The 22,752-nt window shown below is 73.0% G+C and carries 22 protein-coding genes; 9 read left to right on the top strand and 13 right to left on the bottom strand.

The genetic code is table 11. From position 1 onward, the window contains the following. The first annotated feature begins 21 nt into the window (after nucleotides 1-21). Nucleotides 22-399 (top strand): VOC family protein, encoded by a 378-nt coding sequence (locus QIS96_RS13005; RefSeq protein ID WP_282542670.1) that lies wholly within the window; start codon nucleotides 22-24, stop codon nucleotides 397-399. 39 nt (nucleotides 400-438) lie between these two features. On the opposite strand, the gene cds1 is transcribed toward QIS96_RS13005, so the two are convergent. Beyond that, nucleotides 439-1,572: an L-cysteine desulfhydrase Cds1 gene (cds1, locus tag QIS96_RS13000; protein WP_282542669.1), complete on the bottom strand. Its 1,134-nt coding sequence runs from the start codon at nucleotides 1,570-1,572 to the stop codon at nucleotides 439-441. Between the two features lie 273 nt (nucleotides 1,573-1,845). On the opposite strand from cds1, the gene QIS96_RS12995 reads away from it, so the two are divergent. Both QIS96_RS12995 and QIS96_RS12990 read left to right on the top strand, forming a co-directional pair. After that, on the top strand, nucleotides 1,846-2,175 hold the full coding sequence (locus tag QIS96_RS12995) for a hypothetical protein (RefSeq protein WP_282542668.1): 330 nt from the start codon (nucleotides 1,846-1,848) through the stop codon (nucleotides 2,173-2,175). Nucleotides 2,176-2,481: 306 nt separating this feature from the next. Then, the gene (locus QIS96_RS12990) at nucleotides 2,482-2,943 is read left to right on the top strand and encodes an ATP-binding protein (RefSeq protein WP_282542667.1); all 462 of its coding nucleotides are present in this window, start codon (nucleotides 2,482-2,484) and stop codon (nucleotides 2,941-2,943) included. Between the two features lie 40 nt (nucleotides 2,944-2,983). Here QIS96_RS12990 and QIS96_RS12985 read toward each other — a convergent pair whose 3' ends face one another. The 6 genes from QIS96_RS12985 to QIS96_RS12960 all read right to left on the bottom strand — a co-directional run bounded on the left by QIS96_RS12985 (nucleotide 2,984) and on the right by QIS96_RS12960 (nucleotide 10,219). Further along, nucleotides 2,984-5,554 carry an ABC transporter permease gene (locus tag QIS96_RS12985; protein WP_282542666.1) on the bottom strand — a complete coding sequence of 857 codons (2,571 nt, stop codon included), beginning with the start codon at nucleotides 5,552-5,554 and terminating at the stop codon, nucleotides 2,984-2,986. Continuing rightward, nucleotides 5,551-6,405: an ABC transporter ATP-binding protein gene (locus QIS96_RS12980; RefSeq protein WP_282542665.1), complete on the bottom strand. Its 855-nt coding sequence runs from the start codon at nucleotides 6,403-6,405 to the stop codon at nucleotides 5,551-5,553. Before QIS96_RS12980 ends, QIS96_RS12985 begins: the two co-directional genes overlap by 4 nt. Next, entirely contained in the window at nucleotides 6,402-6,716 is a 315-nt protein-coding gene (locus tag QIS96_RS12975) for an SHOCT domain-containing protein (RefSeq protein ID WP_282542724.1), read from the bottom strand. The genes QIS96_RS12980 and QIS96_RS12975 overlap by 4 nt, the downstream gene beginning before the upstream one ends. A 496-nt stretch (nucleotides 6,717-7,212) precedes the next feature. Next, entirely contained in the window at nucleotides 7,213-8,445 is a 1,233-nt protein-coding gene (locus tag QIS96_RS12970; protein ID WP_282542664.1) for an ROK family protein, read from the bottom strand. A 30-nt stretch (nucleotides 8,446-8,475) separates the two neighbouring features. Continuing rightward, nucleotides 8,476-9,150: an alpha-ketoglutarate-dependent dioxygenase AlkB family protein gene (locus QIS96_RS12965; protein WP_282542663.1), complete on the bottom strand. Its 675-nt coding sequence runs from the start codon at nucleotides 9,148-9,150 to the stop codon at nucleotides 8,476-8,478. Nucleotides 9,151-9,325: 175 nt separating this feature from the next. Next, on the bottom strand, nucleotides 9,326-10,219 hold the full coding sequence (locus QIS96_RS12960) for an NADP-dependent oxidoreductase (protein WP_282542723.1): 894 nt from the start codon (nucleotides 10,217-10,219) through the stop codon (nucleotides 9,326-9,328). Between the two features lie 305 nt (nucleotides 10,220-10,524). On the opposite strand from QIS96_RS12960, the gene QIS96_RS12955 reads away from it, so the two are divergent. Then, nucleotides 10,525-10,950, top strand: a complete 426-nt coding sequence (locus QIS96_RS12955) for a winged helix-turn-helix transcriptional regulator (protein WP_282542662.1) — start codon at nucleotides 10,525-10,527, stop codon at nucleotides 10,948-10,950. A 71-nt stretch (nucleotides 10,951-11,021) separates the two neighbouring features. Here QIS96_RS12955 and QIS96_RS12950 read toward each other — a convergent pair whose 3' ends face one another. Beyond that, a complete protein-coding gene (locus QIS96_RS12950) occupies nucleotides 11,022-11,645 on the bottom strand; it encodes a histidine phosphatase family protein (protein WP_282542722.1) in 624 nt (207 codons plus the stop codon). 148 nt (nucleotides 11,646-11,793) lie between these two features. On the opposite strand from QIS96_RS12950, the gene QIS96_RS12945 reads away from it, so the two are divergent. Beyond that, on the top strand, nucleotides 11,794-13,080 hold the full coding sequence (locus QIS96_RS12945) for an MFS transporter (protein WP_282542661.1): 1,287 nt from the start codon (nucleotides 11,794-11,796) through the stop codon (nucleotides 13,078-13,080). Between the two features lie 60 nt (nucleotides 13,081-13,140). After that, nucleotides 13,141-13,881 carry a maleylpyruvate isomerase family mycothiol-dependent enzyme gene (locus QIS96_RS12940; RefSeq protein WP_282542660.1) on the top strand — a complete coding sequence of 247 codons (741 nt, stop codon included), beginning with the start codon at nucleotides 13,141-13,143 and terminating at the stop codon, nucleotides 13,879-13,881. A 39-nt stretch (nucleotides 13,882-13,920) separates the two neighbouring features. On the opposite strand, the gene QIS96_RS12935 is transcribed toward QIS96_RS12940, so the two are convergent. Beyond that, nucleotides 13,921-14,307 (bottom strand): MarR family winged helix-turn-helix transcriptional regulator, encoded by a 387-nt coding sequence (locus QIS96_RS12935; protein ID WP_282542659.1) that lies wholly within the window; start codon nucleotides 14,305-14,307, stop codon nucleotides 13,921-13,923. Nucleotides 14,308-14,394: 87 nt separating this feature from the next. Here QIS96_RS12935 and QIS96_RS12930 point away from each other — a divergent pair, with 87 nt between their 5' ends. After that, nucleotides 14,395-15,930: an MFS transporter gene (locus QIS96_RS12930; RefSeq protein ID WP_282542658.1), complete on the top strand. Its 1,536-nt coding sequence runs from the start codon at nucleotides 14,395-14,397 to the stop codon at nucleotides 15,928-15,930. A gap of 79 nt (nucleotides 15,931-16,009) precedes the next feature. Here the strand turns inward: QIS96_RS12930 and QIS96_RS12925 are convergent, their stop codons facing one another. The 3 genes from QIS96_RS12925 to QIS96_RS12915 form a co-directional block, all read right to left on the bottom strand. Next, complete coding sequence (locus tag QIS96_RS12925; protein ID WP_282542657.1) at nucleotides 16,010-16,675, bottom strand: response regulator transcription factor; 666 nt, start codon at nucleotides 16,673-16,675, stop codon at nucleotides 16,010-16,012. After that, complete coding sequence (locus QIS96_RS12920; RefSeq protein ID WP_282542656.1) at nucleotides 16,672-17,946, bottom strand: sensor histidine kinase; 1,275 nt, start codon at nucleotides 17,944-17,946, stop codon at nucleotides 16,672-16,674. Before QIS96_RS12920 ends, QIS96_RS12925 begins: the two co-directional genes overlap by 4 nt. Before the next feature lie 125 nt (nucleotides 17,947-18,071). Continuing rightward, the gene (locus QIS96_RS12915; protein ID WP_282542655.1) at nucleotides 18,072-18,830 is read right to left on the bottom strand and encodes a TetR/AcrR family transcriptional regulator; all 759 of its coding nucleotides are present in this window, start codon (nucleotides 18,828-18,830) and stop codon (nucleotides 18,072-18,074) included. Between the two features lie 175 nt (nucleotides 18,831-19,005). Here QIS96_RS12915 and QIS96_RS12910 point away from each other — a divergent pair, with 175 nt between their 5' ends. Then, nucleotides 19,006-19,482, top strand: a complete 477-nt coding sequence (locus QIS96_RS12910; protein ID WP_282542654.1) for a nitroreductase family deazaflavin-dependent oxidoreductase — start codon at nucleotides 19,006-19,008, stop codon at nucleotides 19,480-19,482. Between the two features lie 375 nt (nucleotides 19,483-19,857). On the opposite strand, the gene QIS96_RS12905 is transcribed toward QIS96_RS12910, so the two are convergent. Continuing rightward, nucleotides 19,858-21,129: a geranylgeranyl reductase family protein gene (locus QIS96_RS12905; protein WP_282542721.1), complete on the bottom strand. Its 1,272-nt coding sequence runs from the start codon at nucleotides 21,127-21,129 to the stop codon at nucleotides 19,858-19,860. A 259-nt stretch (nucleotides 21,130-21,388) separates the two neighbouring features. On the opposite strand from QIS96_RS12905, the gene QIS96_RS12900 reads away from it, so the two are divergent. Beyond that, nucleotides 21,389-22,744 carry a dipeptidase gene (locus QIS96_RS12900; RefSeq protein WP_282542653.1) on the top strand — a complete coding sequence of 452 codons (1,356 nt, stop codon included), beginning with the start codon at nucleotides 21,389-21,391 and terminating at the stop codon, nucleotides 22,742-22,744. Nucleotides 22,745-22,752 lie beyond the last annotated feature (8 nt).

Here is a 22,752-nt window from a genome sequence, read left to right as displayed (position 1 = left end):
CGGGCTGCCTAGAATCCGCGCATGATCGCTGACCTTCAGTGCGTGGTGCTCGACTGTCCTGAACCGGCCCGACTCGCCGCGTTCTACCAGGCGTTGCTCGGCGGGACCGTCGATCAGGAGGACGGGCGCTGGGAGACCGGCGACGACTGGTCGACGCTGCACACACCGGGCGGCCTCGTCCTCGCCTTCCAGCAGGTGGCGGAGTACCACCCGCCCCGGTGGCCCGACCCGTCCCGGCCGCAGCAGTTCCACCTGGACTTCGCCGTCGCCGACCTGGACCGGGCCCACGAGCAGGTCCTCGCCCTGGCGGCGACGCTCCTGGACGCCGACTCCGGGGCCGGGAGCTGGCGGGTCTACGCCGACCCGGCGGGGCACCCGTTCTGCCTGGTCCGGCACTGAGAGACCCGCCCGGCTCCGGCCTGAACCGAACGACAGGTCCTAGTCCGGCCACACCCCGGTCGCGAGCAGGCTCTCGATGGCGGCGGTGTACGGCCGGATGTCCAGGCCCTGTTGGGCCAGCCAGTCGTCCGAGTAGTACTTGTCGAGGTAGCGGTCGCCCGGGTCGCAGAGGAGGGTGACGACGCTTCCCGTGCGGCCCTCGGCGACCATCTCGGCGACGATCTTCAGGGCGCTCCACAGGCCCGTCCCCGTAGAGCCGCCTGCCTTGCGGCCGATGGCCTGCTCCAGGGCGCGTACAGCGGCGACGCTGGCCGCGTCCGGCACCTTCATCATGCGGTCGATGGCGCCGGGCACGAAGCTCGGCTCCATGCGCGGGCGTCCGATGCCCTCGATACGGGAGCCGCAGTCGCTGGTGCAGTCCGGGTCGTCGTTGACCCAGCCGTCGAAGAAGCAGGAGTTCTCCGGGTCGGGCACGCAGATGCGGGTGTCGTGCTGCATGTAGTGGACGTAGCGCGCGATGGTGGCCGACGTGCCGCCGGTGCCGGCCGTGGCGACGATCCAGGCGGGCTCGGGGTATCGCTCCAACCGCAGCTGCTGGTAGATCGATTCGGCGATGTTGTTGTTGCCGCGCCAGTCCGTGGCCCGCTCCGCGTACGTGAACTGGTCCATGTAGTGGCCGCCCGTACGGACGGCGAGGTCGGCGGCCTCCTCGTACATCTTCCGCGGGTCGTCGACGAAGTGGCAGCGGGCGCCGTGGAATTCGATGAGCCGGACCTTCTCGCGGCTCGTGGTGCGCGGCATCACGGCGATGAAGGGCACGCCGACGAGCTTCGCGAAGTACGCCTCGGAGACGGCCGTCGAGCCGCTGGACGCCTCGATGACCGGGCGGTCCGGGCGGATCCAGCCGTTGCACAGGCCGTACAGGAACAGGGAGCGGGCGAGGCGGTGCTTGAGGCTGCCGGTGGGGTGGGTCGACTCGTCCTTCAGGTACAGGTCGATGCCCCACTCGTCGGGGAGCGGGAAGCGCAACAGGTGGGTGTCGGCGGAGCGGTTGGCGTCCGCCTGCACTTTGCGTACGGCTTCCTTCAGCCAGTCGCGGTAGGCCGCGTCGCTGCGGTCCACGTCGAGGGTGCTCACGGCCGTCGGGGCCCCGGGCTGCTGTGCAGTGCTCACGCGCCGCTCCTTAAGCTCGCGCCCGGACCGGGGGGATCCGCTGCGGGACCCGGTCGGACAGCTCGATGATAAACACCTTCCGCACGCTTCTCACCTGCATAAACACTCCTTTGGGGAGCTCAAAGGAACCCCGTGGGAACCCCCGTGCGAACCCGGTCCGCGAGGGGAACAAGCGGCCGCGTACCGTCGTTGGAAGCAGCACTGGTGCTCGCCCTCCCGGACGGGCACACTGCAGATCGACGGAGCACCGATCGGATCGAGGGGGCGGGCGGGATGGCGGAGCCGGAGTTCACGGCCAAGGGCGTGCGGATCGGGCGGCGGCTGCGCTCGCTGACACGGGCCGGGCAGGTGCGGATCAGCGGCGGCCGCCTGGAGTTGCTGACCAGCTACGGCAGCGAGATCGACAGCGCCCCGCTCGCCGCGGTCTCGGCGGGCCGGCCCTGGTTCGGCCCGGACGGCAAGGCGCAGGCCACGGTCAACGGCACGCGGTACTCGCTGACGCTCGGTGAGGACGACCCGGGCCCCGGTGAGTCGGGCCCGCCGTCGGTGCGGAGGTTCATCGACGCGGTGCACCGCGCGGGCGGCCGCCTCTCCGGGGCCTGAGCAGCCCGTACGGAATCGGCAGCGACGGCGGCAGCGGCAGAGCGAGCAGCAGCGCGAGCGGCAGACGGGCAGTACAGCGGCAAGAGCGGCAAGAGGCGTGAGACGACGCCGAGTTGCGGAGCTGCGCCCCCTGAGTCACGCTGGTCACACATCACTCAGGGTTTATCGGCGGTCACGCTGTGAACCGGCGTCCACCGCCTTCAGCAGCAGGCAGCACAGCACTGTGGGATCCAGGGGCGCCAGGTTGCGTCCTGCGGATCTGTATGTCGTCTTCTTCCGGACCTCACCATTCGGGGAGTCGCAGCCGTGATCAGCGAGCCGAGCAGGCACTGCACGGTGGAGCTCCAAGCCCTGCCGTCGCGCATCGGAAAAGTCCGCAGAATCATCTCTGCCCAACTGCGTCACTGGCACCTCGATCCGTTGATCGACCTTGCCGAACTCGGAGTCACCGAGCTTCTCACCAACGTCCACCGGCACGCCGGCCCGGACAAGAAGTGCACCGTGGAGATCGAGTTGCTGCTCGACCGGCTCACGGTCTCCGTGCACGACCGCGATCCCCGGATGCCCGAACTCCGCGCGGCCGCCGCCTTCGACACGTGCGGGCGGGGTCTCGCCCTGATCGCGGCGGTCAGCGAGACCTGGGGCGCACGGCCCGAAGGGGACCGCGGCAAGGTCGTCTGGTTCACGCTGCCCGCGGTTGCGTCCGAGGCGGCGGCGCGTACCGGCTACGCACCACAGACTCCCGCCCGGTCGGCCGTTCTCGGCTGACCGGGCGGTCGAGGTCCCGTCCGCGGACGTCCGCCGGCCATCACTCCGTGGCGATCGCGCGCAGTACGTCCAGGCGGGCCGCGCGGCGGGCCGGACGCCAGCCGGCGAACGCTCCCGCGGCGAGCCCGACCAGGGCCACGACGGCGAGCTGCACGGGCGGTACGGCGAACGCGAAGTCGGTGTCGCCGGAGCCCTGCGAGGCCTGTACGAGGACCCAGCCGAGGAATCCGCCGAGGGCGAGGCCGCCCGCCGTGCCGAAGGCCGCGACCAGGACCGACTCCCAGCGCACCATCGCCCGCAGCTGGGCGCGGGTCTGGCCGACGGCGCGCAGCAGGCCGAGTTCGCGGGTCCGCTCGTGGACGGCGAGGGTCAGGGTGTTGGCGATGCCGAGCAGGGCGATCAGGACCGCGAGGGCGAGCAGCGCGTACACCAGGGTCAGCATCATGTCGATGCCGCCCGCGGAGGACTGCGCGTACGCGTCGCGGGTCTGGACCTCCGGGTTGCCGTACGCGGCGGCCGTCTTCTCGACGGCGGCCTTGCCGGAGTCGACGGCCACGCCGTCCTTGAAGGTGACCGCGACGACGGTGTCGGAGTCCTGGCCGCGGTGCGGGGCCCAGGCCTCGCGAGTGAGGACGTAGTTCCCGGCGAGTTCGGGCTGTTCGTAGAGCGCGCGCACCGTGAAGGTCGCCTGGGAGCCGTCGGTGAAGGCGAGTTCGGTGCGGTCGCCGAGTGCGAGGCCGCGGGCCTCCGCCTCCGCGGTGGAGAGGGCGAGGCCGTCGGCGCCGAGGGCGGCCAGGTCTCCGCGTACGTCGCCCAGGTCGAGGCCCTTCGCGAGGGCCACGGGGTCGGTGACGGTCAACTGCCGCCCTGTGCCGTCGACTTCGGCGACGCCGCGGCCGAGCCCGACCGCGCTCTCGACCTCGGGCAGCTCGGCGACCCGGCCGGCCAGCGCGGGGCTGAGGCCGCTGCCGCCCGCGCCGAACGAGGGCGCGCTGATCGCCACGTCGCCCGCGAAGGAGCGGTCGACGGTCTGGTCCATGGTGGCCTTGAGGGAGGCGCCGAAGACGGTGAACAGGGCGACCACGGCGACCCCGATCATCAGGGCGCTCGCGGTGGCCGCGGTGCGCTTGGGGCTGCGCAGGGCGTTGCGGCCGGCCAGGGCGCCGGTGACGCCGCGCAGCCGGCCGAGGGGGCGGGCGAGGACGCGGAGCACGGCGGTCGAGGCGACGGGGCCGAGCACCACGAACGCGGCGAGCGCGAGGACCGCTCCCGTGGCGGCGAGCCAGATCGACGGGGTGAGAAGGACCCCGGCCAGGGTCGTGGCGACCGCGGTCACGGCGAGGGCCAGCCCGGTGACCGTACGGCTGCGGGAGGCGCCGGACTGGTCGACGGCGGTCTCGCGGAGCGCGGCGAGCGGCGCGGTGCGTCCCGCGCGTACGGCGGGGAGCAGGGCCGAGCCGAGGCAGACGACGGTCCCGACGAGCAGCGGCAGGCCGAGCGAGAGCCCGCTGATCACCAACTCGCCCTCGGGGAACGGGAATCCGAGGGCCGGGAAGAGCGCCTGGAGTCCGGCCGCGACCCCGATGCCGCCGAGCAGCCCGGCCGTCGACGCGACGACGGCGACCGCCGCGGCCTCGGCGAGCGCCGCGCCCACGACCTGCCGGCGGGCCGCCCCGAGGGCCCGCAACAGGGCGTTCTCGCGGGTGCGTTGGGCGACGACGATGGCGAAGGTGTTGTGGATCGAGAACGTCGCGACGAGCAGGGCGACGCCGGAGAAGACGAGCAGGAACGTGGTGAACAGGTCGAGGAACTGGCCGGAGATCATCTCGGTGTTCTCGGCGGCGGCCGCCTCGCCGGTGATGGCCTCAACTCCCTTGGGCAGTACGGGAGTCAGGGCGTCGACGAGGTCCCGCTGTTCGGTGCCGGGCTCGGCGCGGACCAGGATCGAGGCGGCCTCGCCGGGCGTGGGCGTCAGGTACTTCTCGGCGTCGGCCCTGGTCATGCCGGTGAACGTGGACTGCGACATGCCGTCGGCGCCGCCGAAGGTCGCGAGTCCGACGACGGTGACGCGCACCGGGTCGGGGGTGCGCAGGACGGTGCTGTCCCCGATCTTCAGGTCACCGGTGGCGGCGGCGCCCCGGTTCACGACGACCTCCCCGCTGCGCTCCGGTGCGCGGCCCTCGGCGAGGCGGTACGGGTTGAGGCGGGTGTCCTCGATCCAGTTGCCGGCGAGCGTGGGCGGGCCCTGGCCGCCGATGGGTTCGCCGTCGGCGCCCACGAGTTGGCCGGAGCCCTGGATGTTCGCGGCGGCCGCGGCGACGCCGGGCGCCTGCGCGATGCGGGTGGCGAGGCCGGCGTCGACGGGGCCGCGTACGCCCTGGGCCTCGCCGGGCGTGGTGATGGTGTCGGCGCTGCGGACGACGGCGTCGGTGCCGCTGGTGGCCCCGGCGAACATCGAGTCGAAGGAGGCACGCAGGGTGTCGCCCATGACCAGGGTGCCGGTCAGGAAGGAGACGCCTAGCAGCACGGCCGAGAACGTACCGGCGAAGCGGCGTTTGTGGGCGCGGAGCGAGGAGAGGCTGATCCGCGCGGTGGCGGACGCGGAGCTCATGACGGGGCTCCTTGAGCGTGGTGGTCGGGGATCTCCGACGCGTCGCGAGGGCCGTCCAGGGCACTGTCCGGCGCGCCGTCCGGGGCACTGTCCAGGGCTCCGTCCAGGGCTCCGTCCAGGGCCTTCATGCGGTCGAGCACGCGCTCCGCGGTGGGGTCCTGCATCCGGTCGACGAGGCGGCCGTCGGCGAGGAAGACGACCTCGTCGGCGTGGGCGGCGGCGACCGGGTCGTGGGTGACCATGACGACGGTGCGGGCCGTCTGCCGTACGGCGCGGCCGAGGAGGCCGAGGACCTCGGCGCCGGAGCGGGAGTCGAGGTTGCCGGTGGGCTCGTCGGCGAAAACGACGTCGGGCCGGCCCGCGAACGCCCTTGCCACGGCGACGCGTTGCTGCTGCCCGCCGGAGAGTTCGGAGGGCCGGTGGTGCAGCCGGTCGCGCAGGCCGATTACGTCGACGAGCGCGTCGATCCACTCGGCGTCGCCGCGGACGCCCGCGAGGTCGAGGGGCAGGGTGATGTTCTCGGCGACGGTCAGCGTGGGCAGCAGGTTGAACGCCTGGAAGACGAAGCCGACGCGGTCGCGGCGGAGCACGGTGAGGCGGCGGTCGTCGAGCGTGCCGAGCTCGGTGCCGCCGATGGCGGCGCTGCCGGAGGTGAGCGTGTCGAGTCCGGCGGCGCAGTGCATGAGCGTGGATTTGCCGGAGCCCGAGGGCCCCATGATCGCGGTGAACCGGCCGGCCGGGAAGTCGACGGTCACCCCGTCCAGGGCCCTCACTTCGGTGTCGCCGCTGCCGTACACCTTCACGGCGTCGACGACCCGGGCCGCGGCCCCACCCGCATCGGTGGTGTTCACGCCGCACCGCCCTTCGTGCCGCGCCCGCCGGTGCCGTACGCGCGTCCGAACTGCTCGTCCAGGACGCTGAGGCGCCGCCAGTACTCCTCCTCGTCGATCTCGCCTGAGGCGAAGCGGTGGCCGAGCACCGTGATCGGCGACTGTGCGTCGGGGCCGGACTCGCGGGAAGCGTGCGGGCCGCGGCCCCGGCCGAGCCGGCCGGTGCGGCGCAGCAGGGTCACGACGCCGACGATCACGGCGGCCCAGATCAGCGGGAAGAACAGGACCCACGGGCCGGGCCCGCCGCCCTCCCAGTGCGCGAGCGTCTCCAGAGTCTGCAGAGTCTCCATCTCGATTCATCTCCTCGGTGTGAGCGGTGATGCATCGAGATTCGCGCGCGGAGGGGGTGCGGGTCGTCGTACGGGCAGCGGCTCTGCGGGTACGCCCTGGGGAGTAGGTGGGGGCTGGGGGTGGTGTTTTTCCCCTCCCCGCCCCTTCCCGAAAGTCCTGCGGACCGCTTCGGGGGCCAGCCCCCGGACCCCCGCTCCTCAAACGCCGGAGGGGCTGGATCTTGCGGGGCGGGGGCTGGGTCGAGCCCCGATAGGGGCGCGGGGAACTGCGCGGCCAGCCACAGCGGCGCAGCAGCCGAACAACAACCGGGGACTGGGGCGGAGCCCCGGAGTCCGCAGGCTTACGGCACAAGAACGAGCCCGTCCGGCGATTGAGGACGAGCGCGGAGCGCGGTGGACGGCGCCGCAGGCTTTCGGGAAGGGGCGGGGAGGGGCACAGCAAAGCCCGCAGGGCGACGCGGGGGCTGGGGGCCGCCCCCTACGCGACGAGAGCCGTCAACGGATCGTCGAGGACCGGCTGCCAGGCCAACTCCGCCGCCCCCACCAGGCTGTTGTGGTCGAGCGTGCACGGCAGGATCGGGACGCCTCCGCTGCGCCCCCACAGGCTGCGGTCGGCGACGACGGCGCGCAGCCGCTCCGGGTCGGCGGCGAGGAGTTCGCGGTGCAGGCCGCCGAGGATGATGCGGTCCGGGTTGAGGATGTTGACCAGACCGGCGAGGCCGAGGCCCAGGCGGTCGATGAGCTCGGCGGCCGCGGCGCGCACGGCCGGGTCGTCGTACTCGTGGGTGAGCAGGTCGCGGGAGCGCTGCAGCAGCGACACCTCGGGGCCCGGGGCGCGCCCGGCGGCGGTGAGGAACGCCAGCGGGTCGGCCTCGACGTCCAGGCAGCCGCGGCTGCCGCAGTAGCAGGGGCGGCCCTCGGGGTTGACGGTGAGGTGGCCGACCTCCAGGGCGAGGCCCGAACTCCCGGTGTGCAGGCGGCCGTCGAGGACCAGGGCGCCGCCCACGCCGCGGTGTCCCGTCGCGACGCAGAGCAGGTCGGCGGCGCCGCGGCCCGCGCCGTGCCGGTGCTCGGCGAGGGCGGCGAGGTTGACGTCGTTGCCGGTGAACGCGGGGCCGGTGAGGCCCGCGGCCCGTACCCGCTCGGCGAAGATCTCGCGGACCGGCGCGCCCACCGGCCAGGCCAGGTGCAGCGGGTTGAGGGCCTGGCCCTCGGGCTCGGCGACCGCCGACGGCACGGCGAGGCCTGCGCCGACGCAGCGCCGCCCGGTCTGCTCAAGGAGCTCCACGCCCGCGGCGACGATCGAGCCGAGGATCTGCGCCGGGTCGGCGTCGATGGTCTCGCAGCCGGGCGCGGTCGCGGCGATGGTGCCGCCGAGGCCGACGAGCGCGGCGCGGTAGCCGTCGGCGTGCACCTGCGCGGCGAGTACGACGGGGCCGTCGTCGGCGACGACTAGGCGGTGCGAGGGCCGGCCCTGTGCGCCGGCGGCGGCGCCGGGCTCGACGCGGATCAGGCCGAGCGCCTCCAGCTCGGCGGCGACGGCGCCGGCCGTGGCGCGGGTGACGCCCAGTTCGGCGGTGAGGACGGCGCGGGTGGGGGCGCGTCCGGTGTGCACGAGTTCGAGTGCGGGGCCGAGTGCGCCGCGTCCTCTCTCCAGTCGATTCCGCGTGGACACCTGACCCGCCCCAGTAGGCGCCGCCTTGCCGTTCATGCAGGCGAGTCTCCCATGATCCGAGACGGCTCAGCCCTGGAGCCCTGAGACTCGCAGTGTGATGTTCAGCCGACCTCGCTCCATGCCGACGGCGCCGCTCCCGCTGCCCGGCCACACCTTGGGCACCCCGTGGTACGCGAACCGGGAGGGCCCGCCGAAGACGAACAGGTCGCCGCTGCGCAACTCCACGTCGGTGTAAGGGCGGCCGCGCGACTCGGAGTTGCCGAAGCGGAACAGGCAGGTGTCGCCGAGGCTGAGCGAGACGACCGGCTCGTCGGCGCGCTCGTCGCTGTCACGGTGCATGCCCATGTGCGCCTGCTCGCCGTAGTAGTTGACGAGCGCGATGTCGTACGCGCCGGGCGTGCGGTCCGGTCCGTACGCCGCGTGCACGGCCTCCCGCGCGAGCGTGCCGAGCAGCGCGGGGAACGGTTTGACCCGGGCGCCGTCGCCGTCGACGACGGTGCGGGCGTAGCCGTACGGGTACCAGTGCCAGCCGAGGCACACCTGCCGTGCGGTCATCACGCCGCCGCCGGGCGTGCGCACGGTGCGCAGTCCGGCGGGCGGCCTCGACCACTCGCGGCAGGCGGCGACCAACTCCCGCTGCCGGTCCGGGCTCAGCCAGTCCGGGACGTGCACGGCGCCGGGTGCGACCTCGGCCCGCTCGCGCGGCAGGCGGAACAGCTCGTGGGCGTCGTCGCGGTCCATGCGTTCATTGTCCCGCGCCGCCCGTGCCGTCCCGTGTCGCCGCCCGGCTTCGGCGCTTGCCGTCACCGCCCGCCACCCGCCGTCCGCCGCATGCCGCATGCCGCTTGCCGCCCGCCGCCGTGCTCGTATCCCTGACAAGCCCTGCTCGTACGGGAGTTGGGGCCCCTCGCTCCGCTCAGGGAAGCAGGACGATCCGTCCCCGCAGGCCGCCCTCCGCGAGGCGGATGTGGGCCTGCGCGGCGGCGTCGAGCGGGTAGGTGTGCGCGACGCGGGCGAGCAGCCGGCCCTCGTCGGCCAGGCGGGCGAGGGCCGCGAGCCGCGTGCCGTCGGCCCGCACGTCCAGGGCCGTGATGCGGATGCCGCGATCGGCCTCGGGCTCCTGGCCCGGCCACAGGCCGACGTACGCACCGCCGTCACGCACCGCGGCGAGGGCCGGAGCGCCGAGGCCCGCGGCGTCGAGCGCACCGTCGAAGCGGCCCGCCTCGGGCGCCTGGGTGCGGGGCAGGAAGTGGGCGGCGCCCCGGGACGCGAGGAACTCGGCGTCCTCGTCGGCGGCGAGCGCGGTGACCTCGAGGCCGCGCAGGTGCGCGAGTTCCACAGCGTGCCCGCCAACGCCGCCGGCCGCGCCGGTGACGAGGATGCTCTGCCCGGCCCGCAGGTCGAGCAGGTCGAGGGCCTGGTCGGCGGAGAGCGTGTTGAGGGGCAGGGACGCGGCGTGCGGGGCGTCGAGCGTGCGGGGCGCGGGGGCGACGGCGGCCGCGTCGAGCACCGCGTACTCGGCGTGCGTGCCGAGCGGGGTGCGGTGGCCGGTGGCCAGGCCGATGACGCTGTCCCCCACGGTCCAGGGCGCGCCCTCGCCCACGGCGTCGACGGTGCCGGAGACGTCCCAGCCGAGGCCGACCCGCTCGTCGCCGCCGAAGACGCCGGCGCGCATGGCCGCGTCGACTGGGTTCAGGGCGGCCGCGGCCACCTTGATCCGCACCTGGCCGGGGCCGGCCTCGGGCACGGGGAGCCGGGCGATCTCGACGGCCTCGGGGCCGCCGAAGCGGGAGACGGTGACGGCGCGCATGCTCATGGGTTCCTCGCTCTGACGGGACGGTGATGTGGGTGACGCACACGTGTGGCGCGCACATGAGGCGTGTTTTTCCCGCAGGGACTCCCCGCAGGGACTCCCCACATGGGTGCCACGCACGTACGGCGCGGCTCCTCCGTGGGTGACGCGCACATGTGGCGCGGCTCCGACTTGGCCCTGACCTGGCCCTGTTATGGCCCTGACGTGGCTTCTTACGTTTGGTGCGCTACCCCATGGTGCGTCAGCATGGAGGTCCGTACAAAAGGCACACGCGTGTGCGGAACAGGGAAGCGGGGTGCGCCATGACGGCGGACGAACAGAGCACCTGGACGCCCGGACCTGCGGGACCGTGCTCGCGATGGCCGGCCGAGCAGGGCGAGACGATCCGGCAGATCGTCGACCGGGCCGGCGACAAGTGGACCGTGCTCGTGATCGGCAGCCTGCACGGCGGACCGCTGCGCTACACCGACCTGCAGCGCTCCGTGCAGGGCATCTCGCAGCGCATGCTGACGCACACCCTGCGCCAGCTGCAGCGCGACGGCCTGGTGACGCGGACCGCGTACCCCGAGGTGCCGCCACGGGTCGAGTACGCGCTGACGGAGCTCGGCGCCACCCTCATCGACGCGGTGACCGCGCTGATCGACTGGGCGGGCAACCACCACGACGAGATCCTGCGCAGCCGCGAGCGGTACGACGAGAGCGTGCGGGAGCGGGAGGCCCAGGGCTGAGCTCCGAGGCTGAGGTCCGCTCCGGAGCGGGCTCAGGTCGAGCCGGCGGCCCGGAAGCGGGAGGCGAGCCCTCAGACGTGGAGTTCCCGCGGGAAGCCGGTCCAGCGGAGTTCGGCGGGGAGGTGCCCGGTGTCGTTGAAGAGGAGAACCGCCGGGGGACGGCCGGGCGCATAGCGGATGACGGTCAGCGCCGCGTTGGCATGGTTGATGCCGAGCCAGCGCCACCTCGGAGCGTCGAGGGCGGCCCGCACGAGCCAGCCGACGAGGAAGTTGTGGGTGACGACGAGTTCGTGACGCGGCTCGTCGCCGGCGACGGGTCCGGTGAACTCCGCGAGCGCCGCCTCCGCAAGACCGGGCCCTTGCTCGCGAACCTCGGCCGGGAACCGGTTCAGAAATCCCAGGAAGGCGTCGGCCGACTCCGAGGGCAGTTCCTCGCGGGCCGGAACGTAAGGGATGTAGTCGCCGGCCGGAGCGGCGAGCCGCAGCGGGACGCCATCGAGCTGTTCGCCGATCAGCCGCGCCGTCTGTGCCGCACGAGCGAGCGGACCGTGGTGAACGGCCGTCAGCGGGACCCCGCGCAGCCGCTCGCCGAGCAGGACGGCCTGGCGGCGGCCCGCCGCCGTCAACTCGCTCTCATCCGGCGTGGCCTCGCCGTGCCGGGTGACGTACAGGTAGCGGGCGGCCGTGCCGGTCATGTGTGAGCCCTCCAGGGGAGTCGATCTCGCGGACATCTCGCGGACTCCCTGGAGCGACGCCTGCCCGTCCGGGCCGGTTCCGCGGCAACACCTCAGGCCGGGCTCAAGTGTGTTGCCGCCCCATGTCCGCCACCCCTACCCTGATTTTGTGCCGACACTAAACAAACTCAGGACGACGGCGTCCGACGACCCGCGCACCTCGACGCTCAAGCGCCTCCGGCTCGCCCTCACTGCCTTCTTCGCCCTCGACGGATTCGTCTTCGCCGGCTGGGTCGTGCGCATCCCCGCGATCAAGGAGCAGACCGGGGCCTCCGCGGGCGATCTGGGCCTCGCTCTGCTCGGCGTCTCGGCGGGCGCGGTCGTCACGATGACGCTGACCGGCCGCCTCTGTCGCCGCTACGGCAGCCATGCCGTGACCGTGGCCTGCGGCGTCCTGATGCCGCTGAGCGTCGCGCTGCCCCCGCTGGCCCGCTCCCCACTCGCGCTCGGCGCGGTGCTCCTGGTCTTCGGCGCGGCCTACGGCGGCATCAACGTGGCGATGAACAGCGCCGCCGTCGACCTCGTCCGCGCCCTGCGCCGGCCCGTGATGCCCAGCTTCCACGCGGCGTTCAGCCTCGGCGGCATGCTCGGCGCCGGGCTCGGCGGCCTGGTCGCGGGCCACCTCTCCCCCGCCGGGCACCTGCTCGGACTGACCGTCGTCGGCCTGCTGATCACCGCGGCCGCCGCGCCGACGCTGCTGCGCCACGAGGTCCCGGCACCCGCCGAGCGCCCTGCCGTCGCCGACCCCTCGCGCCCCGGCCGCCGTACCCGCTGGATCGTCGCCGTCTTCGGCCTGATCGCACTGTGCACGGCGTACGGCGAGGGCGCGCTCGCGGACTGGGGCGCGCTGCATCTGCAGCAGGATCTGGGGGCGCATCCGGGTGTCGCGGCCGCCGGGTACTCGGTGTTCGCGCTCGCCATGACCGTCGGCCGGCTCACCGGCACGGCGCTCCTCGAACGCCTCGGCCAGACGCGGACGTTGGTGGCCGGCGGCGCCACGGCCGCGGTCGGCATGCTCCTCGGCGCGCTCGCCCCTTCGGCGTGGGCGGTGCTCGTCGGCTTCACGGTCACGGGGCTCGGCCTGGCCAACATCTTCCCGGTCGCGATCGAGCGCGCCGGCGCACTGGCCGGCCCCTCCGGCGTCGCCGCCGCGTCCACGCTCGGCTACGGCGGCATGCTCCTCGGCCCGCCCGCGATCGGCTTCATGGCGGACTGGCTCTCCCTGCCGGCGGCCCTGACGAGCGTGGCAGCCCTGGCCGCGCTCTCGGCGGCGATCGGATACGCGGTACGGAACGCGAGCGCGAGCACAGGCACAGACACTGGCGCTGGCACAGGCACAGGCACAGGCACAGGCACAGGCACAGGCACAGGCACAGGCACAGGCGTACGGGAGTGAAGCTGTCCGGAACGCGGGACCGCACCGTCTAGCCCGCCGAACCGGGGGCATGATCTGGCCATGAAGACTGTCGAGCACGTCCAAGTCCTGGACCGGGAAGGCCGGTTGCTGGCGCACGCGGCCGAGGAGGCGGGGCCCGGCGCGGCCGTGGCCACCTGCCCCGGCTGGCAGGTCCGTGACCTGCTGCGGCACACCGGCATGGTGCACCGCTGGGCCACCGCGTACGTGGTCGAGGGCCACACCTCGCCGCATCCCGACGGCGGCCTCCCCGACCTCGACGGGACGGCGCTGCTCGACTGGTTCCGCACCGGGCACGCGACCCTCGTCGACGCGCTCGCCTCGGCCCCGGCGGACCTGGATTGCTGGACGTTCCTGCCCGCGCCGTCCCCGCTGGCGTTCTGGGCGCGGCGGCAGGCGCACGAGACGACCGTGCACCGGGTGGACGCCGAGTCGGCGCGTTCGAGCAGCAGCCATGTGGCGATCTCGCCCGCCTTCGCCGTGGACGGCGTCGACGAACTCCTGCGCGGCTTCCACGCCCGTCAACGCAGCAAGGTCCGTACGGAGAAGCCCGCGGTGCTGCGGGTGCGGGGCACGGACACCGGGGACGTGTGGACCATGCGGCTCTCGCCCGACGCCCCGGTCACCACGCGCGACGAAGGGGGTGAGGCGGACTGCGAGTTGAGCGGTCCGGCGGCGCGCGTCTATCTGTCGCTGTGGAACCGGCTGCCCGCCCCGCGTCTCACCGGCGACCCGGGTCTGGCCCGGCTGTGGCGGGAGACCTCGGGGGTCACCTGGGGCTGAGCACGGCCCGGGGGTGAGCTGGGGCGGGCGACCGTCGATTCAGCCCGAGGCCCCGCCGAGCATCCGCTCCAGGACCGCCCGCTGCAACGGCCGTACGCGCGCGTGCAGTTCGCGTCCCTTGTCGGTGAGGGCCACCTGCACGCCGCGCCGGTCCGACGAGCACATGCCGCGCACCACGAGGCCGTCCTTCTCCAGGCGGGCGACGAGCCGGGACAGCGCGCTCTGGCTGAGATGGATCCGCCCGGCCAGCTCCTGCACGCGCTGCGAACTGTCCGCGTCCGCGAGCATGTCGAGCACCTCGAAGTCGCTTGCGCCCAGGCCGTGTTGGTGCAGTTCACGGTCGAGTTCGCAGGTGGTGCGGGCGTGCGTGGCCAGAAGTTCGCGCCACTGTTCCACGCGTTCGCAGTTCGCCTTCTCCACAGCCATGTCCGCACGTTAGCAGAGAACCAAAGGTTTGTTGCACATGCATTAAATGCGCTTGCATTCAATGCATGTGCATGTACTGTCCTCCGCATGACCTCTCCGCTCAACACCCCTGCGTCGGAAGGGCGTTGGACGCCGCGCCTGTGGGGCACGCTGTTCGTGCTCTGCGCCGCGATGTTCCTGGACGCCCTCGACGTATCGATGGTCGGCGTCGCCCTGCCGTCCATCGCCACCGACCTCGCGCTCTCCACCTCGACCCTGCAGTGGATCGTCAGCGGCTACATCCTGGGCTACGGCGGGCTGCTGCTCCTCGGCGGCCGGGCCGCCGACCTGCTCGGCAGGCGGCGCGTGTTCCTGATCGCCCTGGCCGTCTTCGCCCTGGCCTCGCTGCTCGGCGGCCTCGTCGACTCCGGTCCGCTGCTCATCGCCAGCCGCTTCATCAAGGGCCTGAGCGCCGCGTTCACCGCGCCCGCCGGGCTCTCCATCATCACGACGACCTTCGCCGAAGGGCCCGTACGCAACCGTGCCCTGTCCATCTACACCACCTGCGCCGCGACCGGATTCTCCATGGGCCTGGTCCTCTCCGGCCTGCTCACGGAGGCCAGTTGGCGCTGGACCATGCTGCTGCCCGCGCCGATCGCCCTGATCGCCCTCGCCTTCGGCCTGAAGCTGATCCCGCACAGCGCCCGCGAGAACGACCGCGGCGGCTACGACATCCCGGGCGCCGTCACCGGCACGGCCTCGATGCTGCTGCTCGTCTTCACCGTCGTACAGGCCCCCGAGGTCGGCTGGACCTCGGCCCGCACGCTGCTCTCGTTCCTCGCGGTCGCCGTGCTCCTCACCGCCTTCGTGGCGATCGAGCGGCGCAGTGCGAGCCCGCTGATCCGGCTCGGCGTGCTGCGCTCGGGCAGCCAGATCCGGGCCAACCTCGGCGCGATGACGTTCTTCGGCAGCTATGTGTCGTTCCAGTTCATGGTGACGCTGTACTTCCAGACGCTGCTGGACTGGTCGGCCCTGCAGACGGCGCTCGCCTTCCTGCCCGCCGGGGCCCTGGTCGCGCTCTCCTCGACGAAGATCGGCTCGCTTGTGGACCGCTTCGGCACCCCGCGCGTCATCGCCGTCGGCTTCGCGCTGCTCGTCCTCGCGTACGTACTGTTCCTGCGGGTGAGCCTCGATCCGCAGTACGCGACGGTGATCCTGCCCTCGATGATCCTCATCGGCGCGGCCTGCGCCCTGGTCTTCCCGTCGCTCAACATCCAGGCCACCAACGGCGTTCACGACGACGAGCAGGGCATGGTGTCGGGCCTTCTCAACACCTCGGTCCAGGTGGGCGGTGCGATCTTCCTCGCGGTGATCACCGCCGTGGTGACCGCTTCGGACACGGCGAACGCGTCCCCGCAGGAGGTGTTGGACAGCTTCCGGCCGGGCCTCGTGCTGGTCGCGGTGATCGCCTTCGCCGGGTTCCTGATCACCTTGCCGGGGCTGCGGGCGTCGCGTGGCGGTTCCCGTACGGGGAAGTCCGTGGTGGTCGCACAGTCCGGCCCTGCCTCTGCCTCTACGCCTGCCCCTGGTCCTGTCACGGCTGCCGCCGAGGCGGAGCGGGAGCGGGTGGCGGTGCGGGACTGAGGCCGCGTATCGCCGCTCACCGCTCGCCGCTCCCGGTGGACCTGCCCGGTCCGTCGGGAGCGGCGTCGTGCCCTGTTCCTCAGCCCAGCCAGCCCGGCCGCACCAGGCCCGACTCGTAGGCGAGGACGACGAGTTGGGCGCGGTCGCGGGCACCGAGCTTCACCATCGTGCGGCTGACGTGCGTCTTCGCGGTGAGCGGGCTGACGACCAGGCGGCGGGCGATCTCCTCGTTGGACAGGCCGATGCCGACGAGGGCCATCACCTCCCGCTCCCGCTCCGTGAGTTCGGCGAGCGCGTCCGCGGCGGCCGGTTCCTTGGAGCGGGCCGCGAACTCGCCGATGAGGCGTCTGGTCACCCCCGGCGAGAGCAGCGCGTCGCCGTGCACCACCGCCCGTACCGCGCGCAGCAGTTCGGCCGGTTCGGTGTCCTTCACGAGGAAGCCGGAGGCGCCGGAGCGGATCGCCTCGAAGACGTACTCGTCCAGCTCGAAGGTGGTGAGCATGACCACCTTGACCTTCTCCAGGTCCGGGTCCTCGGTGACGGCGCGGGTCGCGGCGAGGCCGTCGAGCTGCGGCATGCGGATGTCCATCAGGACGACGTCCGGGCGCAGTTCGCGCACCAGGCGCACCGCTTCCGCGCCGTCGGCCGCCTCCCCCGCGACCTCGATGTCCGACTGGGCGTCGAGCAGCGCTTTGAACCCGGCTCGTACGAGCACCTGGTCGTCGGCGAGCAGTACGCGGATCACGTCGTCTTCCCCTCAGGACGCTGCGGCAGTACGGCCCGTACCCGGAAACCGCCGTCCGGGCGCGGGCCCGCCTCGATCGTGCCACCCAGGGCCGCGGCCCGCTCCCGCATTCCGGCGAGGCCGTTGCCGCTGCCGCCCGCGTCGGTGCGGGTCGCGGGCCCTTCGTCGTCGACGGTGAGCTCCACGGCCGCTTCGGTGGAGCGCACCCGTACGGTCGCACGGCGCGAGCCGGAGTGGCGTACGACGTTGGTGAGCGCCTCCTGCACGATCCGGAACGCCGCCAGATCCGCACCGGGCGCCAGCTTCGTCTGCCGTTCCTCGCGGGCGACTTCGACGGTGAGGCCGGCGCTTGCCGCCTGCTCGACCAGCTCGGGCAGCCGGTCCAGGCCGGGCGCCGGCGCGCGGGGCGCGTCCCCGGGCGTACGCAGGGTGTCGAGCACCTGCCGCACCTCGCCGAGCGCCTCCTTGCTGGCCGACTTGATGGTGGTCAGCGCCGTACGCGCCTGTTCCGGGTCGGAGTCGAGGAGCGCGAGTCCCACGCCCGCCTGGACGTTGATCACGGAGATGGAGTGCGCGAGCACGTCGTGCAGCTCCCGGGCGATCCGCAGCCGCTCCTCGTCGGCACGGCGCTTGGCGGCCTGCTGCCGTTCGGCGCGCTCCTTGGCCCACTGTTCGCGGCGGGCGCGCACCAGCTCCGACAGGGCGAGGATCGCCACCACCCAGGCCACGGCCAGGAGTTCCTGCCCCCAGGGCGCGGCTCGGTCACCGTCCGGGGGCAGCCATGCGTACAGCCAGTGCGAGATCAGCAGATGCCCGGCCCAGAGCATTCCGAGCGCGCCCCAGGCCGCGCGCCTGTGCCCTGCGACGACCGCCGCGAAGCAGGCGAGCGCGGCGCTCAGGAAGACCGGTCCGTACGGGTACCCCGCCCCGAGATACAGCAGCGTGAGCGTCGACGCGGCGAAGGCCACGGCCGCCGGGAAGCGGTACCGCAGCAGCAGGATCGCGCCCGCGAAGAACAGCACGACCCGCCCGAAGCCGTCGAGCTGCACCCGGTCCGCGAGCTGTCCTTGCTCGGCGAAACCCGATCCGACCTGCAGGAACACGGTGACGAACAGGGTCGAGACCCACGGCAGCCGGTTCCGGTCCGCCTCCTCGCCGCCTTCGCCTTCGCCGTCGCCGCCGTCGCCGTCGTCCCAGCGCCGCGGTCCGGGCGGTCCCGCATGCCGCCACGGCCCCGGCCGCCCCACCCCTGCGCTGTGCTGCTCATCCATACCGGCCACGCTAGACCGCAGCCCCGCGGCCCGACGTCCGCCGTGCGCGGTGACCTGGCGTACTTCCTGGGGAGTACGGGGGTGGCTACGGCGGGGGTTGGGGCGCGTCCGGCGGGCTGTGGGTGTCAGTCGTCCATCAGGCCTACGCCCAGGGCCAGTTGGGACACCGCGTGCTCGAAGAACACCGGGCGGTCCTCCACGATCCGGTTGAACTGGCCGAACACCTCGAACGACACCAGGCCGAACAGCTGCGACCACGCGGCCACCAGCGCCGCGACCACGGCGGGCGGCAGGTCCGGCGCCAGATCGGCCGCCAGCCGCTCGGCCTCGTCCCGCAGCGCCTCGTCCATGCGCGGCACATGCACACCGGGCCCTTGCACGGCCTCCCTGACGATCGTGATGAGCAGCAGCCCGACCCGCGACGCCGGGCCGACGGTGGTCTGCGGCGCGGTATAGCCGGGCACCGGCGAACCGTAGATCAGCGCGTACTCGTGCGGATGCGCCAACGCCCACTCTCGCACCGCCCGGCACACCGCCACCCACCGCTCCCGCGGCTTCGCCTCCGCGCGTACGGCACGGGCGTGCGCGGTCTCGGCGGCGGCGCCGAGGGAGTCGTACGCGTCGACGATCAGTGCCGTGAGCAGGTCGTCCCGGCTCGGGAAGTAGCGGTAGAGCGCCGAGGAGACCATGCCGAGCTCGCGGGCCACGGCACGCAGGGACAGCTTGGCCGCGCCCTCGTCCGCTAGCTGCCGCCGGGCCTCGTCCTTGATCGCGGCGGTGACCTCGGCTCGGGCCCGCGCCCGCGCACCCAGCGGTTTGGCTTCGCCGGTGCGGGTCTTGGTCGCGCTGTCGCCGCTCTTCTTGCTCGTCTCGCTGCTCGTCATGGGGGCAGTGTGTCAGAGCAGCGCTCCGAATGGAGAGCGATGCTCCGGTTAGAGATCAGCGCTCTGAAAAGAGAGCACTGCTCTTGCTTTGCGGGGCGCGGCCGTGGAACACTGCTCACAAGAGAGAGCAGTGCTCACACTTTCGCTGTGTTTCGAGACGAGAACGGATCCTGCGATGACTTCCTCAACTCCGGCTCACCCCGCGCGTCCCTACTACCTGCGCGCCGGCGCCGTCGCCACGCGGCTGAATCGCCTGATCGGCTGGCTCGCCCGGCACGGGGTCAGCGTTGCGGGTTCGGCCGAGCTGTCCGTCGTGGGCCGTAAGAGCGGGAAGCTACTGCGCCTGCCGGTGAACCCGTACCGCCACGGCGGTGAGCAGTACCTGGTCTCGGCGCGGGGGCATTCGCAGTGGGTGCGCAATATGCGCGCTGCGGGCGGGGGCGAGCTGCGCGTGGGCCGCAGGGTGCGTCGCTTCACGGCTGCCGAACTCGCCGACGACGGGGCGAAGGTCGAGATTCTGCGCGGTTACCTGGAGCGCTGGGGCTGGGAGGTCAACGGCTACTTCCAGGGCGTCACGGCGAAGTCCGACGACGCGGAGCTGCTCGCCGCTGCGGCGGACCACCCGGTGTTCCGGATCAGCGTCCAGGACTGAGGGGCCTCGACGGGCTCGGACGAGCTTGGCCGGGCTGAGCGGGGTCCGACGAAGTCCGGCGGAATTCGGCACGGCTCAACGGGCTGCGGACGGGCGGCAGTTGACACCAGGGCACTGCGGGCGCCCCCCTTCCTGCCGCCTCGCTGCCTTCCTCCGCTGCAACGCGGCTCCCCCTTCCGGACGCGGTGCCGTCGGCCGCACGCGAGCCGGCCGCAGCACCGGCAGCGAGAGGCGGGTGGCCGGAGCCGGGGTCGACGCGGTGCCCTGCGCGTCGCCCCAGACAGGCGCAGTGGCGGCCTCGACGGCGGGAGAGGCACAGCACCGGCAACGCCGCAGCGCGAGGGGCGGTGGGAGGAGGGGCCGCCCCACTTGCGCTTACGCCTGCGCCGACTCCGACTGTGGCTCAGGCGAAGCCTCCCGCTCCCCCTGCTTCTCCTCGCGGTCGAGGGCGGAGAGCGCACGCCGGGCCACCGGGTGGCTGCGGACGATCTCGGGGAGGGAGGTCGAGCCGCGGGTGATCTTCGCGAAGGCGTTCCACGCGGGGCGGAAGCCGGTGAGGGCGGCGTGCAGAAGTCCCGGGCGGCGTTCGAAGACGTTCAGCAGGCGACGGCCGAGGCTCATCTCCATGCCGAGGCCCGCCCGTACGGCGAACGCGTAGTTGAGGGCCTGCCTGCGGGCGTCGACCGCGTCGTGCGATTCGGCGACCCGGACCGCCCACTCCCCCGCGAGCCGGCCGGAGCGCAGCGCGTACGAGATGCCCTCGCGGGTCCACGGCTCCAGGAGGCCCGCCGCGTCGCCGCACACCAGGACGCGGCCGCGGGAGAGCGGCGAGTCCTCGCTGCGGCAGCGCGTGAGATGGCCGGAGGAGATGCTCGGCTCGAAACCGGCGAGGCCGAGGCGGGCGATGAAGTCCTCCAAGTACCGCTTGGTGGCGGCGCCTTCGCCGCGCGCGGAGATCACGCCGACGGTGAGGGTGTCGCCCTTGGGGAAGACCCAGCCGTAACTGCCGGGCATGGGGCCCCAGTCGATGAGTACGCGGCCCTTCCAGTCCTCGGCAACGGTTTCCGGAACGGGGATCTCCGCCTCCAGGCCGAGGTCGACCTGGTCGAGCTTCACGCCGACGTGGGCGCCTATCCGGCTCGCGCTGCCGTCGGCGCCGACCACGGCGTGCGCGAGGAGGGTCTCGCCGCCGGAGAGGACGACCGCAGCGGTGCGCCGGTCGGGCACCGCGGGGCCGTGCTGCTCCACGCGGGAGACGGTGGCGCCGGTGCGGAGTTCGGCGCCGGCCTTCTGGGCGGCCTCGACGAGCTGCTTGTCGAACTCGGGCCGGTTGATGAGGCCGAAGAGCATCTGCTTCGCGCGGCGGGTGCGCGCGTACTTGCCGTCGAGGGTGAACGTGACGGCGTGCACCCGGTCGCGCAGGGGCAGTTCGAAGCCGGGCGGCAGGGAGTCGCGCGAGGGGCCGATGATGCCGCCGCCGCAGGTCTTGTACCGGGGCAGTTCGGCCTTCTCCAGGAGGAGCACACGGCGCCCGGCGACGGCTGCCGCGTATGCGGCGGACGCTCCGGCGGGGCCCGCGCCGACGACGATCACGTCCCACACGTCGTGCGCCGACTCCGCGGCCCGGTCCGCCTCGGGCGATCGCACCTCCTCGGGGGTCGTGCCGTCCGGTTCCGTGCCCGGCTGGTCCCGCCGCTCGTCGGCCGGCTTCTCGCTCGAGTTCTCGCTGCTCACGATGGGCTGCTGCTCCGATCCAGCTGTCTTCCGCCGCTGTCCACGGCATCCTACGGCGGGCGTCGATCACACCGGCCTGTGGGAAGATCGGCCCGGTATTCGAAGTGCGCACACGCACCCATACGTACACAACGTCTACGTACACAACGTCGCACCCACAAGGAGCGTGCCCATGCCGTCGCAGCAGATCGCCGAAACCGTCGCCTCTCTCATGCCGCGCGCGCAGCAGGAGCTGGCCGAGCTCGTGGCGTTCAAGTCGGTGGCGGATTTCGCGCAGTTCCCGAAGGCCGAGAGCGAGGCCGCCGCGAACTGGGTCGCGGACGCGCTGCGCTCGGAGGGCTTCCAGGACGTGGCGCTGCTCGACACCCCTGACGGCACGCAGTCGGTGTACGGCTTCCTGCCCGGCCCCGAGGGCGCGCCGACGGTGCTGCTGTACGCGCACTACGACGTGCAGCCTCCCCTGGACGAGGCGGCCTGGGCGACGCCGCCGTTCGAGCTGGTCGAGCGGGACGGGCGCTGGTACGGGCGGGGCGCGGCGGACTGCAAGGGCGGCGTCGTCATGCATCTGCTCGCGCTGCGCGCCCTGAAGGCGGACGGCGGGGTGCCGGTGAACGTCAAGTTCATCGCGGAGGGCTCCGAGGAGCAGGGCACGGGCGGTCTTGAGCGGTACGCGGAGGCTCACCCGGAGCTCCTGAAGGCCGACTCGATCGTGATCGGGGACAGCGGCAACTTCCGTGTGGGGCTGCCCACCGTGACGTCGACGCTGCGCGGCATGACGCTCGTGCGCGTCGAGGTGGACACCCTGGAGGGCAATCTGCACTCCGGCCAGTTCGGCGGGGCCGCACCGGACGCGTTGGCGGCGCTGGTGCGGGTGTTGGACTCGCTGCGGGGCGAGGACGGTTCGACGACCGTGGACGGCCTGGACGGCGAGCAGGTGTGGGACGGACTGCAGTACGGGGAGGGCGACTTCCGCAAGGACGCGAAGGTCCTCGACGGGGTGGAGCTGATCGGCGGCGGCACCGTCGCCGACCGGATCTGGGCGCGCCCCGCGGTCACCGTGCTCGGCATCGACTGCCCGCCGGTGGTCGGCGCGACGCCTTCGGTGCAGGCGGGCGCGCGGGCGCTGATCAGCCTGCGGGTGCCGCCGGGCGTGGACGCCGCCGAGGCGACGAAGCTGCTTCGCACGCACCTGGAGGCGCGCACGCCGTGGGGCGCCCGGGTCCGCACCGAGCAGATCGGGCAGGGCCAGCCGTTCCGCGCGGACACCAAGAGCCCGGCGTACGCGGCGATGGCCGAGGCCATGCGGATCGCGTACCCGGGTGAGGAGATGCAGTACGCCGGGCAGGGCGGCTCGATCCCGCTGTGCAACACGCTGAGCTCCCTCTACCCGGATGCGGAGATCCTGCTGATCGGCCTGAGCGAGCCTCAGGCGCAGATCCACGCGGTCAACGAGAGCGTCTCGCCTGAGGAGTTGGAGCGCCTGTCGGTGACGGAGGCGCTGTTCCTGCAGAAGTACGCGACGAGCTGACCGTCGTC

The organism is Streptomyces cavernicola, assembly GCF_029968035.1.
GTDB classification, from domain to species: Bacteria; Actinomycetota; Actinomycetes; order Streptomycetales; family Streptomycetaceae; genus Streptomyces; species Streptomyces cavernicola.
Note: the sequence above shows the minus strand (reverse complement) of the source record. Positions and strands in the feature narration are given on the sequence as shown.

Excerpts from the sequence above, each read along its gene's own strand:
- QIS96_RS13005 (WP_282542670.1), top strand. The coding sequence starts at position 22 with ATGATCGCTGACCTTCAGTGCGTGGTGCTCGACTGTCCTGAACCGGCC.
- QIS96_RS12915 (WP_282542655.1), bottom strand. The coding sequence starts at position 18,830 with ATGACGAGCAGCGAGACGAGCAAGAAGAGCGGCGACAGCGCGACCAAG.
- QIS96_RS12960 (WP_282542723.1), bottom strand. The coding sequence starts at position 10,219 with ATGCGCGCCGTCACCGTCTCCCGCTTCGGCGGCCCCGAGGCCGTCGAG.
- QIS96_RS12900 (WP_282542653.1), top strand. The coding sequence starts at position 21,389 with ATGCCGTCGCAGCAGATCGCCGAAACCGTCGCCTCTCTCATGCCGCGC.
- QIS96_RS12995 (WP_282542668.1), top strand. The coding sequence starts at position 1,846 with ATGGCGGAGCCGGAGTTCACGGCCAAGGGCGTGCGGATCGGGCGGCGG.
- QIS96_RS12935 (WP_282542659.1), bottom strand. The coding sequence starts at position 14,307 with ATGGCTGTGGAGAAGGCGAACTGCGAACGCGTGGAACAGTGGCGCGAA.
- QIS96_RS12940 (WP_282542660.1), top strand. The coding sequence starts at position 13,141 with ATGAAGACTGTCGAGCACGTCCAAGTCCTGGACCGGGAAGGCCGGTTG.
- QIS96_RS12955 (WP_282542662.1), top strand. The coding sequence starts at position 10,525 with ATGACGGCGGACGAACAGAGCACCTGGACGCCCGGACCTGCGGGACCG.
- QIS96_RS12985 (WP_282542666.1), bottom strand. The coding sequence starts at position 5,554 with ATGAGCTCCGCGTCCGCCACCGCGCGGATCAGCCTCTCCTCGCTCCGC.
- QIS96_RS12965 (WP_282542663.1), bottom strand. The coding sequence starts at position 9,150 with ATGGACCGCGACGACGCCCACGAGCTGTTCCGCCTGCCGCGCGAGCGG.
- QIS96_RS12930 (WP_282542658.1), top strand. The coding sequence starts at position 14,395 with ATGACCTCTCCGCTCAACACCCCTGCGTCGGAAGGGCGTTGGACGCCG.
- QIS96_RS12920 (WP_282542656.1), bottom strand. The coding sequence starts at position 17,946 with ATGGATGAGCAGCACAGCGCAGGGGTGGGGCGGCCGGGGCCGTGGCGG.
- QIS96_RS12970 (WP_282542664.1), bottom strand. The coding sequence starts at position 8,445 with ATGAACGGCAAGGCGGCGCCTACTGGGGCGGGTCAGGTGTCCACGCGG.
- QIS96_RS12910 (WP_282542654.1), top strand. The coding sequence starts at position 19,006 with ATGACTTCCTCAACTCCGGCTCACCCCGCGCGTCCCTACTACCTGCGC.
- QIS96_RS12950 (WP_282542722.1), bottom strand. The coding sequence starts at position 11,645 with ATGACCGGCACGGCCGCCCGCTACCTGTACGTCACCCGGCACGGCGAG.